We start from the raw sequence: 15,226 nt of genomic DNA, 5'->3' as shown, positions 1-15,226 counted from the left end.
AGACTGTGCCTCTGCGCTGGTTTTGCCGCGCATTCCCCCTCGCAAGGATTCCGGGTTGTCCATGTTGCTCAAGTCGTGGTGGTTGCCGTTGTTGTGTCTGGGTCTGGCCGGTTGCAGCCAGCTGGAAAACCCGGGCAATGTCACCGCCGCCGACAAGGCCGTGCGGGCACAGACCGCCGATGGCGACCACATGGTGTCGATCAACGCGGCCGATGCGCCGCCACCGCCACCGCCCGCGCCCAAGCGCGGTGACCTGCGCTGGCCGGACGCGGCCCTGGAAAACGGCAAGGCGTGGATCAGCTGCGATACCGACTATGCCGGCGACGCGGGCGATGGTGCGCCGCTGGAGGCGCTTGATCGGGCCAGCATCGATGCCGCGCTGCAGCCGTGCGCCGAACGTGGCCTGCTGCGCGTGCGCTATGTGGGCAAGATCAATCCCGGTTTCTCCGAGCTGGTCGCGCGGCTGGCCGTGGTCGCCGATGCGCAGCGTATTTCCCGGCGCATTCTCGATCTGGATTCCAGTGGTGGCCAGGTCGAAGCCGCCATCGTGGCGGGGGATCGCATCGGCGAATCCAACTGGACCATCTGGGTGCGCGAAGGCTCGGTCTGCCACAGCGCCTGCGTGTTCGTGCTGGCTGCCGGCGACAACCGGCTGGTATCGGGCAAGGTCGGCATCCACCGCATGATGCGGATCAGCTCCAAGGCCACCTCGCGTGCCGAGCTCAACCGCGAACTCCATGAGGTGTACGACAACGTCAAGGATTACCTGCAGCGCAACGGCGTGGCCGTGGGCGTAGCCGATCTGATGATGACCGTGCCCAACCGCAGCCTGCGCCTGCTCACCGCCGAGGAGCTGCGTCAGTTCGGGCTGGATGGCACCAACGCGGTGCAGGATGACCTGGAACGGATCAAGCAGATGCGCAAATGCGGCGATGCGTTCGTCCGCCGCAAGGACGCGTTCCTGGTCGCTTTCGATCAGGAGTGCAAGCGCGAAGGCAGTGAATTGGAGGCCGTCAACAGCTGTGGGCAGGCTCTGAAGCAGCGCTTCGGTTTCCCGGATGAAACCTGCCCGGACGAGAGCCCGCTGTCGGAGATCGATGTCTCCACGCTGCTGCCGGCCACCACCGCGCCCGGTCAGCCGGATGCCGTGGAGCAGACCCTGGGCGATGCCCGGCCGGCGCCGGCCGAGGCGGCCGAGCGCAACTGACGGAGGACTCACGCCCTTCCCGTAGACTGGAGCGCAGTTCCTTCCAGCCAACGGTGTCCTGATGCGTGTTCCGCTGCTGCTGTTGTCCGCTCTGCTGCCTTTCGCCGCGCTGGCCCAGACGCCACCGCCGCCGGCCACGCCTGCACCGGCCCCGGCGCGCCCCGCGCCTGCCGCCCGCCCGGCACTCAGCCCGGCGCAGCAGGCGCAGGTGCAGAAGCAGGATGCGGAAATGACCGCTGCTGCATTGCAGGTCGCGAAGCTGGTCGATGCCGACCGTGCCGGCGAGGCATGGAAAGGCGCTTCGGCCGTGGCGAAGAAGTCAGTGACCGAGCAGGCCTTTGTCAGCCAGCTCACCGCCGATCGTCAGCGCCTTGGCGCGCTGGCCTCGCGTGGCCAGCCGGTGGTGACCCGGGTCAAGTACGCCGCCGGGGCGACCGTCCCGGAAGGCCTGTACATCAACGTCAGTTTCCCCACGCGCTTTGCCAACAGTGCCCAGCCGGTGCGCGAACTGGTGTCCTTCCGGTTCGACGAAGACCGCGTCTGGCGCCTGGCCGGTTACAGCGTGCGTGCCGCCACCCCCTGATCGCCGGAGACTGCGCAGATGAGTATCGAGATCCAGATGCTGGTGTGGTCGATGGTGCTCGGCCTCGTGCACGTGTTTGCGCCTTCCACGTTGATCACCCGCGAGCGCGGGATCGGCTGGAATGCCTCCGCGCGCGATCAGCCGATGCCGGCGCCGAGTCCGCTGGCTGGCCGCCTGCAGCGGGCGCAGAGCAACTTCATGGAAACCTTCCCGTTCTTCGCCGCCGCGGTGCTGGCGGTGGTGCTGACCCAGCGCCAGGACGGGATGACGGCCGTGGCCGTGCAGCTGTACTTCTGGGCGCGGCTGATCTATCTGCCGCTGTACGCCGCCGGCGTGCCGTATGTGCGCAGCCTGGTGTGGCTGGTGTCGCTGCTGGGCATCGTGATGCTGCTGTGGGCGTTGCTGTGAACCCGCTCTGGCGCGCCTGATCCAGATCAAGGACGGCGCCGGCGCTGCGGCGTTAAGCTGCGCTGGACACGCAACGGCAGGATGGGATCATGCAGTCAGTGGATGTGGTGGTGGTGGGCGCCGGCCCGACCGGGCTGTGCTTCGCGCGCGCGCTGGCCGATACCGGCCTGAGCGTCACCCTGATCGAACAGCAGCCGCGTGCCGCGTTGGCGCAGGCCGCCTTCGACGGCCGTGAGATCGCGCTGACCCATGCCTCCCGCCAGATCCTGGCATCGCTGGGTCTGTGGGCGCAGCTGGATCCCGCCGAGATTTCCCCGTTGCGCGATGCCAAGGTGATGGATGGCGGCTCGCCGTTCGCGCTGACCTTCGCCGCGCACCAGCGCACCGGGGACGACCTCGGCTGGCTGGTGCCCAACCATCTGATCCGCCGCGCCGCCTGGCAGAGCGTGCAGGGCCAGGCCGGTCTGGAAATCCTGGACCAGGCCAGCGTCACGGCCGTGAGCCCGGGCCCGGCCCACAGCGTGGTGACCCTGGCCGATGGCCGCCAGCTGGCCGCGCGGCTGGTGGTCGCTGCCGACAGCCGCTTCTCCTCCACCCGCCGCCTGCTGGGGATTGGCGCGCAGCTGCGTGATTTCGGCAAATCCATGCTGGTCTGCCGCATGCAGATCGAGGTGCCGCACCAGCACACCGCCTGGGAGTGGTTCGGGTATGGGCGCACGATGGCCCTGCTGCCCCTCAATGGCGACCAGGCCTCGGCCGTCATCACGCTGCCGCCGCGTCAGATCGCGGCCTTGATGGGCCAGGACGAGGCCGACTTCGGCCGCAGCATCAGTGGCTTTTTCGAGCATCGGCTGGGCGCGATGCGGCCAGTGGCCACGCCGGTGGCGTATCCCCTCGTGGGGGTGTATGCCAACGCGTTCGCCGGCGATCGCTGTGCGTTGATCGGCGATGCCGCCGTCGGCATGCATCCGGTCACCGCGCATGGCTTCAATCTGGGGTTGCAGAGCCAGCATCGACTGGCCGGGCTCCTGCGCAAGGTCGCAGGGCAGGGACGCGACATCGCCGCACCCGCCGGGCTGGCCGCTTACGAGCGCGGGCACCGGCTGGCCTCGCGGCCGCTTTACGAGGCGACCAATGCGATCGCTTCGCTGTACACCGATGACCGCCTGCCGGCGCGGCTGCTGCGCCGGGCCGGACTGCGGCTGGCGCACGGGGTGGCCCCGTTCCGCCAGCTGATCACCGCCCATCTGACCCAGCGCGATACACTGCGCTGAGTCCGGCCGGGAAGATCAGGGCGCGTCGCTGTCGGCGATCACGTGAATGACCGTGTCGGCGAACTGTACCTGCTGGCCCGCGCGGATCTTGCATGCCTTGCGCAGTTCCACTTCACCATCGACCAGCACCTGGCCGTCGCCGATCACGGTCTTGGCCTCGCCGCCGCTGGTGACCAGGTCGGCCAGCTTGAGCAGCTGCTTGAGCTCGACGTAGTCGCGGTCCAGTTCAAATTCGAGGGTCTGCATGGAGCGGGTATCCTGGGAAGAGGCGCGGACGTGGGGCCGGGCCGGGAAAGGGCGCGTATTGTGCGCCAGCCGGCGGCGCAACGGCATCCATCCGGGAATCTGTATACGTTGTTCAGGAACGATGCGGTATCATCGCCCCCTGAGTGAGTGAATTCTCCTCCGACCGAGCAGCGCCAGGGCACGCGATAAGAAAGGGCGCCCAAAGCGCGGACCATCCCCCTTTTTTATCTCACTGCCCTCTAGAACGGCGGTGTTTCGGAGTTTCCCATGTCCCAAGAATCCCCCGCGCCGCTGCTGTTTGCAGATCTCGGCCTGTCCGACGCTGTGATGCAGGCCGTCGCCACCGTCGGTTACGAAACCCCTTCGCCGATCCAGGCCGCCACCATTCCGGCGATGCTGGAAGGCCGTGACGTGCTCGGCCAGGCCCAGACCGGTACCGGCAAGACCGCCGCCTTCGCGCTGCCGGTGCTGTCCAACCTCGATTTCAACCAGACCAAGCCGCAGGTGCTGGTGCTGGCGCCCACCCGCGAACTGGCCATCCAGGTCGCCGAGGCGTTCCAGACCTATTCCTCCGGCATCCCCGGCTTCCGCGTCCTGCCGGTGTACGGCGGCCAGCCCTATGGCCAGCAGTTGTCGGCCCTGCGTCGTGGCGTGCACGTCATCGTCGGCACCCCGGGCCGCGTGATCGATCACCTCGAGCGCGGCACCCTGGATCTGTCCGAGCTGAAGACGCTGGTGCTCGACGAAGCCGACGAAATGCTGCGCATGGGCTTCATCGACGACGTCGAAGCCGTGCTGAAGAAGCTGCCGGAGACCCGCCAGGTCGCCCTGTTCTCGGCCACCATGCCCTCGCAGATCCGCCGCATCGCGCAGACCTACCTGAAGAACCCGGCCGAAGTCACCATCGTCAGCAAGACGACGACCTCGGCCAACATCCGCCAGCGTTACTGGTGGGTGAGCGGCATGCACAAGCTGGACGCGCTGACCCGTATCCTGGAAGTGGAACCGTTCGACGCGATGATCATCTTCTCGCGTACCAAGGCAGCCACTGAAGAGTTGGCCGAGAAGCTGCAGGCGCGCGGCCTGGCCGCGGCCGCCATCAACGGCGACATGCAGCAGGCCCAGCGCGAGCGCACCATCGGCATGCTCAAGGAAGGCAAGCTGGACATCCTGGTCGCCACCGACGTGGCCGCCCGTGGTCTGGACGTGGAGCGCATCAGCCACGTGCTGAACTACGACATCCCGTACGACACCGAAAGCTATGTGCACCGCATCGGCCGTACCGGCCGTGCCGGCCGCACCGGTGACGCGATCCTGTTCGCCACCCCGCGCGAAAAGGGCATGCTGCGTGCCATCGAGCGCGCCACCCGCCAGCCCATCGAAGAGATGCAGCTGCCGAGCGTGGACGCGGTCAACGACACCCGCATCACCAAGTTCATGAGCCGCATCAGCGATGTGCTCGATGCCGGTGGCACCGAGTTCTACCGCGACCTGCTGCAGCGCCTGGAAGGCGAGAAGAACGTGCCGGCGATCGAGATCGCCGCCGCGCTGGCCAAGCTGTTGCAGGGCGATTCGCCGTTCCTGCTGACCCCGCCGGTCCGTGGTGCCCGTGAAGAGCGTGCCCCGCATCAGCGCAACGAGCGCAGCAACGACCGTGGCGAGCGCCCGGCCCGTTTCGAGCCGCGCTTCGAGCGGGGTCCGCGCCGTGAAGACGACCGTGGCCCGCGCCCGCCGCGTCCGGAAGGCGACTTCGGCAACAGCGAAGGCGGCGCCGAGCGCGCCCCGCGCCGTGACATCGCCCCGCGCGGTGCCGCCGAGCCGGGCATGGAAACCTTCCGCATCGAAGTGGGCCACGTCCACGGCGTGAAGCCGGGCAACATCGTCGGCGCGATCGCCAACGAAGCTGGCCTGGAAAGCCGTTTCATCGGCCGCATCGACATCCATGACGACTTCTCGGTGCTGGACCTGCCGGCCGAAATGCCGCAGGACCTGCTGACCCACCTGAAGAAGGTGTGGGTCTCGGGCCAGCAGCTTCAGATGCGCAAGGTCGAGCCGGGTGAAGACCTGACCCCGTCCGCGCGTCCGCCGTTCAAGCCGAAGTTCGGCCAGGGCAAGCCGCGTGGTCCGGGCGGTCCGGGTGGCCCGCGCAGCGGCCCGGGCGGCAACGACCGCCCGCCGCGTCGTGACGGCTTCAAGCCGCGCGGTCCGCGCAACTTCTGATCGCCCCGGGGTGATCAACGCGACGCCAGCCTCCGGGCTGGCGTCGTCGTATCCGGCCTCCGCGTCCCGGTCCGCCGGTTTCGCACCGTCTCAACAGTGCTGGCCCTAGCCTGCGGATTGGACCATGCTCCAATGGAATGAGTTTCCACATCCGCAGCCCCGGGGGGATCGGCGATGTCTGGAGGTCGCAGGGAGAGTGGCGGCACCGCGATACCGTATTCGATGCGGGGGCTGACCCTGCGCTTTGTGTTGTTGACCGGCATGGCCATCGGCCTGGTCGGGATTTCCGCGGTGATCCAGGAGCTGCAGGCCGCCTCGACGGCATGGATCATGGGCCAGAGCCACTGGTCGCGCGGCCAGCAGCAGGCCACTCACGCGCTGTCGCGGTACATCGCCTCGGGTGATGCCGTTGACCTGGGCGCGACCCGGCAGGCGCTGCGGGTGCCACTGGGCGACCTCACCGCCCGCCGTGCCCTCGAGCAGGCCGACCCGGACATCGCCGCAGCACGCCAGGGCTTCATTGAAGGCGGCAACGCCCGTGGCGACATCAACCGTTTGATTCTCTCGTATCGCTACCTGCGCGATCAGCCGTATTTCCGCGATGCGGTACGCCTGTGGCGCGACACCGATGACGATCTGCTGCAACTGGTGGCCATCACCGACCGGGTCCAGGCCGGGCATGCCGCCGGCACACTGACACCGGCGGTGCAGCAGGCCCTGCTGCGCCGGGTGCAGGCGCTGGATGTGGGCATGCAGAACCAGGCGCGTGCGTTCTCCAGCGCGTTGCTGCACACCGCGGCGATGGTGCGCATGACGACCTTCATCGTCGGTGGCCTGTCGGTGCTGGCGATCACCCTGGTCGCGGTGCTGCTGGCGCGCCGCGTGCGCAACGACCTGACCGAACAGGAGAGCCGCTTCCGCGCCGCGTTCTACCAGGCCACGGTGGGCATGCTCAAGCTGGATGAGGACGGCGGCATCATGGAGGCCAACCAGGCCATGGCCGATATCCTGGGCCAGCGCCGCGAGGCCCTGCTCAGTCTGTCGCTGGCCGATCTGCTGGTGGAGGGCGAGCTGATCCTGGACGAGCGCGGCCGGATCGACTGGCCGCGCCAGTTGCGCCCGGGCGAGCTGCGCTTCCTGCGCGCTGACGGCAGCCTGATGTGGGGGCGCTGGAGCGGTACCGTGGTGCACACCCGGGCGCGGGCGCCGGCGGTGTTCGCGCTGGTGGAAGATGTTTCGCAGAACCATGCCCTGGCACGCGAGGTGGAGCACCACGCCAGTCACGACCCGCTGACCGGGCTGATCAACCGCCGCGAGATCGAGCGGCTGCTCGAACAGGCGCTGGTGGCGGTACGGGCCGAGGGCGGCACCCACTCGCTGTGCTACATCGATCTGGACTACTTCAAGCTGGTCAACGACGGGCTCGGCCACGCTGCCGGCGATCAGCTGCTGCGCAGCTTCGCCGATTACCTGGTGGGGGCGGTGCGTGATGGCGACTGGGTCGGCCGCCTGGGGGGCGACGAGTTCGCCTTGTTCCTGGCCAATGCCGGGCAGGATGAAGCCAAGCAGGTGCTGCAGCGGGTGGTGCGCACGCTTGGCCAGGTCAGCATCCAGCAGGGCGACGGCGCACCCCGGGTGAGCTGCAGCATCGGGGTGGTTGAGATCAGCCCGGATGCGCCGGATGTGAACTGGTTGATGAGCGCCGCCGATAGTGCCTGCTACGCGGCCAAGGAGGCCGGCCGCAACCGGGTGCACTGCTACAACGAGAGCCGCATGGCACTGGATGAACGGCGGCGCGAAGCGGAGCGGTTGGCCAATGTCTCCAGCGCGATGGCCGAGAACCGCATGCTGTTGTATGCACAGCGCATCGAGCGGGTCGGCGATCCGGAGTTCCTGCATTACGAAGTGCTGGTGCGCATGCGCAGCCCGGAAGGCGCGCTGCAGGGGCCGGCCGAGTTCATGGGCGCGGTGGAGCGATACGGCATGGGCATGGCACTGGACCGGCATGTGCTGTCCCTGCTGTTCCGGCACCTGCAGGTGTGCCCGAGCCATGTGCAGCAGCTGGGCCTGTGCAACGTCAACGTGTCCGCGCAGTCGATCGCCGAGCCGAGCTTCCTGGCCTTCGTCACCGATCTGCTCGAACGCAACCGCGGCCTGGCGCGCAAGCTGTGCTTTGAAATCACCGAGACCGCGGCGGTCAGCAACCTGGATCAGGCACGCGCCTTCATCGACGCGGTGAAAGCGCGTGGCTGCCGCATGGCGCTGGACGATTTCGGCTCGGGGCTGTCCTCGTTCGGCTACCTGCGGCAACTGCCGGCGGACATGCTCAAGATCGACGGCGTATTCGTGCGCGACATGAACCTGGATCCGGTCAACCGTGCCGCCGTGCGGGCGATCACCGAGGTCGGCCGCGAGCTGCACATGATGGTGGTGGCCGAATGGGTGGAATCGGCGGTGGTCGCCGATCAGCTGGCCCAGATGGGCGTGGAGGGCCTGCAGGGGTATGCGATCGAACGGCCGATTCCGCTGGAGCGGATGACCCAGCTGGCGATACGGCCGGTGGGCGCGGGCCGGCCCTCCGAGGCCTGGCGGGGCGTGCCATGATGCGATAATCGCCGCCGACGGTTGCGGACACGGTGTGCGCGGACGAACACGGGCGGGCAGGGCGCAGGTGTGAGCAACGGGGGCGGGTATTCAATCGGGTGGATGGCGCTTGCGCTGGTGCTGCTGTGGCTGTTGCCCTGGAGCCTGCAGGCCGCGCCGCGCGTGGGGCAGGACTTCCTGTTGCTGGGTGGGGCCACCGATGAGGTGACACCGCAGCGCGCCTGTACGCCGGATGTGCTGGCACGCCACCAGGAAGTGCTGTCGATTCCGGCGCCGGCCGCCGGCTGGTCGGGCAAGCCCCAGGCCGTGGATGTGTTCGGCGTGCTCACCGGCGAGGTCCGCATCAGCCACGGCGACCGCGAGATCTGCGGCAGCATGCACGATGCGCGGACCCGTGATTCGCGCTTCCGTGCGGGGGTCGGGCTGGTGGTGGTGCCCGAGGCCGGCGATCACGAACCGATCGTGGTGTCCTGGACCCGCCCGCTGAAGGACCGCTGGGTGCCGACCATCCAGCTCGGCGCCCCCAGCCCGGTGCAGCAGAACGACACCGCCCGGCTGCTGATGCGCGCGGCGTGCATCGCGGTGGCGATCGCCCTGGCGCTGTCGGCGCTGATGGGCTGGGCCACCACCCGCGACCGCTCGTTCCTGGTGTATGTGGGTGCCTGTCTGGTGTTCGTGCTCTGGCAGGCGGTCCTTGGTGGGCTGAGTGGCTATCCCGAGCCGTGGTTGCCGGTGCAGGACCGTGCCTCCTGGTGGCTGATCGCACTCACTGCGTTCAGCCAGGCGCTGCTGCTGCCGATCCTGTGGCGGCTCAATGGCGGCGACCGGCGGTGGCCACGCTCGCGCCCGGCGCAGCACCTCGTGCTCTGGGGGCTGATCGCGCTCGGCCTGAGTGTGCCGCTGTGGGGGCTGACCGGGCTGGGCATCGTGGCGCTCGTACTGGAGTGGAGTTTCCTGGGGGCCTGCACGCTGTGCCTCGGCGCAGGCCTGTGGGGGCTGTGGCAGCGCGATGCGCATGCACTGCCGGGGCTGGCCGCGCTGGCCCCCTGGTGGATCATGATCGGGGCCGATGCGCTGGATGCGCAGTGGCTGGTGGCCTATCGGATCGAAGCGTTGCAGCTGTCGGCGACCTGGTTCCTGATGATGGCCGCCTATGCCCTGAACCTGCGGCTGGGCCGGCTGCGCCGCCAGCGCGATGAAATGCGCCAGCTCGCCGATACCGACATGCTGACCGGCCTGCCCAATCGCCGCGCCGGCCTGCGCCTGCTCGCCGAATACCTGGAACGGGCGCGCCAGGAACCGCACGCACTGGCGATCGGCTTCCTGGATATCGATCTGTTCAAGGACATCAACGATCAGTTCGGCCACGACGTCGGCGATCAGGTGCTGGTCGCGGTGGCGCGCGCGCTGCGCGGTTCGGTGCGCAATCACGACGATGTGATCCGGATGGGCGGTGAAGAATTCCTGGTGCTGCTGCCCGGCGCCGGCCATGCCGCCGCGGTGGCGCGGCTGGAGACGGTGCGCCAGCAGGTGGCGGCCGTCACCCAGGCACTTGGCATTGCCGGCCTGACGGTCTCGGCCAGCATCGGCCTGGCCGTGCTCAAGCCGGGCAGCGACGACCTGGCCGGGCTGCTGCGCCGGGCCGACCACGCCATGTATTGCGCCAAGCGCAACGGTCGCAACCAGATCCATGACGGCGAGCGCACCACGACCGCCGGCGATCCGCTGCCGGCCTGAACCGCCGGCACGCGGAAAAACGCAGCAGCGACCGCCTTTTGCCCGATAATGGGCCGATGACAACCCGACTCAACAAGCATATCGCCGACACCGGCTTCTGTTCCCGGCGCGAAGCCGACCGCCTGATCGGCGAACGCCGCGTCACCGTCAATGGCCATCCGGCCGGTACCGGTGCGGTGGTGGGCGAACAGGACGTGGTGCTGGTCGACGGCCAGCCGCTGCGCGCGCGCGAAGCGAAGAAGGCCGGCGGCCGCAAGCATGTCTATATCGCGCTGAACAAGCCGGTGGGCATCACCTGCACCACCGAAAGTTCGGTCAAGGGCAACATCGTGGAGTTCGTCGGCCACGAACAGCGCATCTTCCCGATCGGCCGCCTGGACAAGGATTCCGAAGGCCTGATCCTGCTGACCAGCAACGGCAACATCGTCAACCAGATCCTGCGCGCCGAGAACGGGCACCAGAAGGAATACATGGTGGCGGTCAACAAGGCCGTCACCGACGAGTTCCTGCGTGGCATGGCCCGCGGCGTGCGCATCCGCGATGAGGTCACGCTGCCGTGCCGGACCAGCAAGCTGGCCAAGTTCGGGTTCCGGATCACGCTGCAGCAGGGCTTGAACCGGCAGATCCGCCTGATGGCGGCCGCGTTCGGCTTCCGGGTCACCCAGCTGCGCCGCGTGCGCATCGACAACATCAAACTCGGTGCGCTCAAGCCGGGGCAGTGGCGCAATCTCACCGATGCCGAGCTCAACGGCCTGCTGCCCAAACAGCTGGACTGGTGATGCTGTGCGTCACGCCGTGACGCCGTACCCGGGCTAGACTGATCCGGCACACGCCACCGCCTGCCACGATGATCAAGCCGTCCAAGCCGGACAACGAAGCACAGCGCCTGCTGGCGCTGCAGCGGTATCAGATCCTGGATACGCCGCGCGAGCGGTCCTTTGATGATCTGGTCACGATCGCCACCGCGCTGTGCGGCACCCACATGGGCGCGGTGACCCTGGTCGACCAGGACCGCCAGTGGTTCAAGGCGCGGCAGCTGCTGGACGCACCCGAAACCACCCGGGACATCTCCTTCTGCGGTCACGCCATCCTGCAGCCGGACCAGGTGATGGTGGTCGAGGATGCGCGAACCGACCCACGCTTTGTCGACAACCCGATCGTGGTCGATGAGCCGCATATCCGTTTTTATGCGGGCGCGCCGCTGCTGAGCAGTGACGGCCTGCCCTTGGGCACGCTGTGCGTGTTCGATGCCGCCCCCGGGCAGCTCAGCCCCGGCCAGCGCGATGCCCTGTCGGCGCTGTCGCGGCAGGTTTCGCTGGTGATGGAGCTGCGCCGGTACGCGCATGAAATACAGCAGCACATGACCGATCGCGCCTGGTACGAGCAGCGTCTGGCCGAGTACAACGAACTGCTGGAACAGCAGAACGCCGATCTGGCCGAACAGAGCCGCACCGATCCGCTCACCGGCCTGCCCAACCGCCGCGCGATGAGCACCGCGCTGGAGGCGGCGGTGGTGGATGCCGAGGGTCACCCGCGCGCGACCGCGGTGGCGCTGCTCGACATCGACCACTTCAAGACCGTCAACGATCTGTACGGTCATGCCACCGGCGATCACGTGCTGGCCGAACTGGCCCGCCTGCTGCGCGCGCATTTCGCCGGGCATGGCCTGGCCGCGCGCTATGGCGGCGAAGAGTTCGTGGTGCTGATGCCCGACACGCCGTTGGCCACGGCAGAGCTGCAGTGCGATTTCCTGCGCATGGCGGTAGCCGATCTGCCGCTGGGCCTGCCGTTGACGATCAGCATCGGGGTGGCCGCGCACCGTCACGGTGATGCTATCGAGCAGACCCTGGCCCGCGCCGATGCGGCGCTGTACCGGGCAAAGGGCGAGGGGCGCAACCGGGTCATCCGCGCCGACTGATGTGCACGGGTCGTATCCGCGGCAGTGACCGGGTGTTGGCGGGTACGCCCGCTCAATCGGCGATGTTGCGTGCCTCGGACGTCGCCATCAGTTCCGGGTGCTGCACCTTCCGGCGGCGGTTGAGCAGCGGGTGCAGGAACACCGCCCCGACGATGATCGCCACGCCGGCATAGAACAGCGGGGTCAGCTCCCGTTGCTCGCTGAGCAGGACCATCGCCAGCAGGATGGCGTAGACCGGCTCAAGATTGGTCACCAGCTGCGACGTGTAGGCGCTGATGTGGCGCAGCGCGACCAGCGCGAGCGCGAACGGCAGCAGCGTGCACAGCCCGGCCAGGGTCAACAGCAGCAGGCCGTCGTGCAGGTCCGGGATCACCCACAGGTCGCTGGCCAGGGCGGGCAGCAGGAAGGGCAGTACCGGCGCCAGCAGGGTCAGGGTGAGCGTGCCCGCACCGAGTTCCAGCGCGGTCACGGTGAGCGGGTCGGCATGGCTGACCAGGCGCTTGTTGAGTGAGCCGAAGATCGCCACCAGCAGCGCCGACAGCGCGCCGATCAGCACGCCCAGGCGCATGCCATCGGGCACGCCGCCCACCACCAGCGCGACGCCCGGCAGGACCAGGATCCCGAAGGCCAGCTCACGGAACTGGAAGGGGCGCTTGGCCACCCAGGGCTCGATCACCGCGGTGAACACCGGCGCCAGCGCGATGCAGGTGGCCGCCACCGAGGCATTGGCCAGCTTGACCGCGCCATAGAACGTGAGCCAGTGCAGCGCGACCAGCGCGCCCACACCGCAGTAGCCGGCCACCAGCCGCGGCGACAGCTGGCGCAGCCCGCGCCACACGCGCGGCACCAGGGCCAGCATCGCCACCACCAGCAACATGCGCCACCACACCAGCGGCAGCGCGGGCAGGGTGATCAGCTTGCCAAGGATGGCGGTGACGCCCCACAGCAGCACACAGAAATGGATTTGCAGCAGGGCTCTGCGGGTATCGGTCATCGGCATCCGCCTATTGTGCGACACGCCGCGCCGCGAAGGATGCTTTCCACGCGATCCAGCGCGGGGGCGTGGCATTCTGCAGCGATGACACGCCTGCCTATCGCCCCTGTCCCCGCCGGACTGCCCCGCACCCTTCGCACCTTGGCCGGCCTCACTGCGGTGATCGCCGTGGCGGCACTGCTGCTGCAGTACACGTTGCTGCTCGACACACCGGGCCTGGGTGCTGCGGACGCGACGCTGCGCTACCTGGGCTACTTCACCATCCTGAGCAACATCGGCGTTGCCGCCGTCTGCCTGGCACTGGCCCGCGGCCGCCGTGACGGGCTGGCCGGCCCGGTCCCACGCGCGGCCGTGGCGCTGTTCATCGGCATCACCGGGTTGGTCTACGTGACCCTCCTGGCTCCGTTGTGGGACCCGCAGGGCGCACAGTGGTGGGCCGATACGGGTCTGCATTACGCGGTGCCGGTGCTGTATCTGCTTGGCTGGCTGGCCGGGCCGCATGGCGGCCTGCATAGGCGTGGGTTGCTCAGCGCACTGGCGTTCCCGACGGTCTACCTCGGCTGGGCCCTGCTGGTCGGGCGGCTCAGTGGGCAGTACCCGTATCCCTTCCTGGACCTGCGCGCGCTGGGCATCGCGCTGGTCGCGCGCAATGCGCTGTCCGTGGGGGTGGTATTCGTCGTGTGCGGTGCGCTGCTGTGGTGGCTGGATGGAGCCTTGGCCGCGCGCCGCCGGAACCGGTAACGCATCAGCTGCCGCCGAGCAGCTGCAGCTGATCGCGCAGCGCCATCGCCGCGCCGGGATTGCGCTGTTTGGCCGCACCGATGAACAGCACATACACCTCGCGCGGTGGCTGCGCGGGGAGTTCGGCAGCCAGGTGGGGCAGGTCCGGGTTGTCTTCGCCGCGGGCCCAGCGCATCGCACGCAGGCACCACTGTTCCAGCGCCCGTGCCGGGTAGCCGGCACGCAGGTTCGCGCGTGAGTGCATCAATCGCGCATAGATGAAGTCGGCGGTGGGGTCGGCGAAACTGGGGTACTCATCCGAGCCACTGAACACCAGCGCGGCACCGTGCGCACGGGCAGCGGTCAGCAGCGCCGGCGTCCATGCCGCGGGGTTGCGCACCTCCAGTGCGTGCTGCAGGCGGTGGCCGTCGACCTTGCGCGGCAGCATGCCCAGGAACCGATCGAATTCGGCCGCACCGGCGGGATGGCTGTCGCCGAACTGCCAGATCAGTGGCCCCAGCCGGTCCTCCAGAACGCGGATGCCCTCGATGAAACGTTCGGCACGTTCGCCCACCGTGGTCAGGTCATGGGTCTGGGTGATCGTGCGTGGCGCCTTGGCCGAGAAACGGAAGCCCTCGGGCGTCTGCGCGCGCCACTGGGCATAGATGGCCGGCTTCTGCGCGCGATAGAACGTGCTGTTGATCTCGATGCAGCCCAACTGCTGGCTGGCGTAGGCCAGTTCTTCGCGCTGCGGCAATCCAGCCGGATAGAACGTGCCGCCGCGCCACGCCGGGAAGACCCAGCCACCGATACCCGTGCGGATGGAGCCGGCCGCAGCGCTCATGCGCCGTCCGGGTGGTCGACCCATGGGTCGTAGCTGCCGAACCACCACAGGTAGCCTTCCAGATCGCGGCAGGCATAGCCGCGGCCACCATAGGGCTGGTCGGCGATGTCCATGACGATCTGCGCGCCGGCGGCAACGGCGCGCGCATGATGCGCATCCGGATCGGCGACGATCACGCAGGCGCTCTGGGTCTGGCGACCGCCGACCTCGTCCGGGTGGACGCTGTAGCGGCCCCACTCACTGTCGTTGTCGACCGAGCCGAGCATGATCATGCCGTGGCCGTAGACCAGCTGGGCGTGGTGAACGGTATCGCCATCGGCGTAGACCGCCTGTTTCTGGAAGCCGAACGCGCGCTGCAGCCAGGCAATGGCGGCGTGCGCATCGCGGTAGCGCAGGCAGGGAATGACGGTGGCGATGGTCTCGGCGGGCGCGGTCATGGCGGGCCTCCTTCTGGCACAGGCGAGCCTGATC

General features: G+C 68.4%; 14 protein-coding genes. 10 read left to right on the top strand and 4 right to left on the bottom strand.

Translation table 11 applies throughout. The features are described from left to right. Positions 1-64: 64 nt before the first annotated feature. From AC1DIQ_RS17900 to ubiM, 4 genes are all read left to right on the top strand, one after another. Entirely contained in the window at positions 65-1,207 is a 1,143-nt protein-coding gene (locus AC1DIQ_RS17900; RefSeq protein ID WP_193222759.1) for a COG3904 family protein, read from the top strand. A 61-nt stretch (positions 1,208-1,268) separates the two neighbouring features. Beyond that, positions 1,269-1,790: a DUF4019 domain-containing protein gene (locus tag AC1DIQ_RS17895; RefSeq protein ID WP_478050517.1), complete on the top strand. Its 522-nt coding sequence runs from the start codon at positions 1,269-1,271 to the stop codon at positions 1,788-1,790. An 18-nt stretch (positions 1,791-1,808) separates the two neighbouring features. Beyond that, on the top strand, positions 1,809-2,198 hold the full coding sequence (locus AC1DIQ_RS17890; RefSeq protein WP_121041417.1) for an MAPEG family protein: 390 nt from the start codon (positions 1,809-1,811) through the stop codon (positions 2,196-2,198). A gap of 89 nt (positions 2,199-2,287) precedes the next feature. Further along, entirely contained in the window at positions 2,288-3,472 is a 1,185-nt protein-coding gene (gene ubiM / locus AC1DIQ_RS17885; RefSeq protein ID WP_478050516.1) for a 5-demethoxyubiquinol-8 5-hydroxylase UbiM, read from the top strand. Between the two features lie 15 nt (positions 3,473-3,487). On the opposite strand, the gene AC1DIQ_RS17880 is transcribed toward ubiM, so the two are convergent. Further along, a complete protein-coding gene (locus AC1DIQ_RS17880; protein WP_019184435.1) occupies positions 3,488-3,718 on the bottom strand; it encodes an RNA-binding S4 domain-containing protein in 231 nt (76 codons plus the stop codon). 267 nt (positions 3,719-3,985) lie between these two features. On the opposite strand from AC1DIQ_RS17880, the gene AC1DIQ_RS17875 reads away from it, so the two are divergent. The 5 genes from AC1DIQ_RS17875 to AC1DIQ_RS17855 all read left to right on the top strand — a co-directional run bounded on the left by AC1DIQ_RS17875 (position 3,986) and on the right by AC1DIQ_RS17855 (position 12,197). Then, entirely contained in the window at positions 3,986-5,938 is a 1,953-nt protein-coding gene (locus AC1DIQ_RS17875) for a DEAD/DEAH box helicase (RefSeq protein ID WP_121041421.1), read from the top strand. 174 nt (positions 5,939-6,112) lie between these two features. Further along, positions 6,113-8,542 (top strand): putative bifunctional diguanylate cyclase/phosphodiesterase, encoded by a 2,430-nt coding sequence (locus AC1DIQ_RS17870; protein WP_121041423.1) that lies wholly within the window; start codon positions 6,113-6,115, stop codon positions 8,540-8,542. 102 nt (positions 8,543-8,644) lie between these two features. Continuing rightward, positions 8,645-10,279: a sensor domain-containing diguanylate cyclase gene (locus AC1DIQ_RS17865; RefSeq protein WP_121041425.1), complete on the top strand. Its 1,635-nt coding sequence runs from the start codon at positions 8,645-8,647 to the stop codon at positions 10,277-10,279. A gap of 56 nt (positions 10,280-10,335) precedes the next feature. Then, entirely contained in the window at positions 10,336-11,058 is a 723-nt protein-coding gene (locus AC1DIQ_RS17860; protein WP_121041427.1) for a pseudouridine synthase, read from the top strand. Positions 11,059-11,126: 68 nt separating this feature from the next. Further along, the gene (locus AC1DIQ_RS17855) at positions 11,127-12,197 is read left to right on the top strand and encodes a GGDEF domain-containing protein (protein WP_152151710.1); all 1,071 of its coding nucleotides are present in this window, start codon (positions 11,127-11,129) and stop codon (positions 12,195-12,197) included. A gap of 52 nt (positions 12,198-12,249) precedes the next feature. Here the strand turns inward: AC1DIQ_RS17855 and AC1DIQ_RS17850 are convergent, their stop codons facing one another. After that, positions 12,250-13,197 carry a DMT family transporter gene (locus AC1DIQ_RS17850; RefSeq protein WP_121041431.1) on the bottom strand — a complete coding sequence of 316 codons (948 nt, stop codon included), beginning with the start codon at positions 13,195-13,197 and terminating at the stop codon, positions 12,250-12,252. A 78-nt stretch (positions 13,198-13,275) separates the two neighbouring features. On the opposite strand from AC1DIQ_RS17850, the gene AC1DIQ_RS17845 reads away from it, so the two are divergent. Then, complete coding sequence (locus AC1DIQ_RS17845) at positions 13,276-13,932, top strand: Pr6Pr family membrane protein (protein WP_478050515.1); 657 nt, start codon at positions 13,276-13,278, stop codon at positions 13,930-13,932. Between the two features lie 4 nt (positions 13,933-13,936). On the opposite strand, the gene AC1DIQ_RS17840 is transcribed toward AC1DIQ_RS17845, so the two are convergent. Further along, entirely contained in the window at positions 13,937-14,755 is an 819-nt protein-coding gene (locus tag AC1DIQ_RS17840) for a DUF72 domain-containing protein (RefSeq protein WP_478050514.1), read from the bottom strand. After that, positions 14,752-15,192 carry a VOC family protein gene (locus AC1DIQ_RS17835; protein WP_461770870.1) on the bottom strand — a complete coding sequence of 147 codons (441 nt, stop codon included), beginning with the start codon at positions 15,190-15,192 and terminating at the stop codon, positions 14,752-14,754. Before AC1DIQ_RS17835 ends, AC1DIQ_RS17840 begins: the two co-directional genes overlap by 4 nt. Positions 15,193-15,226: the final 34 nt, after the last annotated feature.

The sequence above is a fragment of the Stenotrophomonas sp. 05L413 genome (assembly GCF_056397945.1).
Note: the sequence above shows the minus strand (reverse complement) of the source record. Positions and strands in the feature narration are given on the sequence as shown.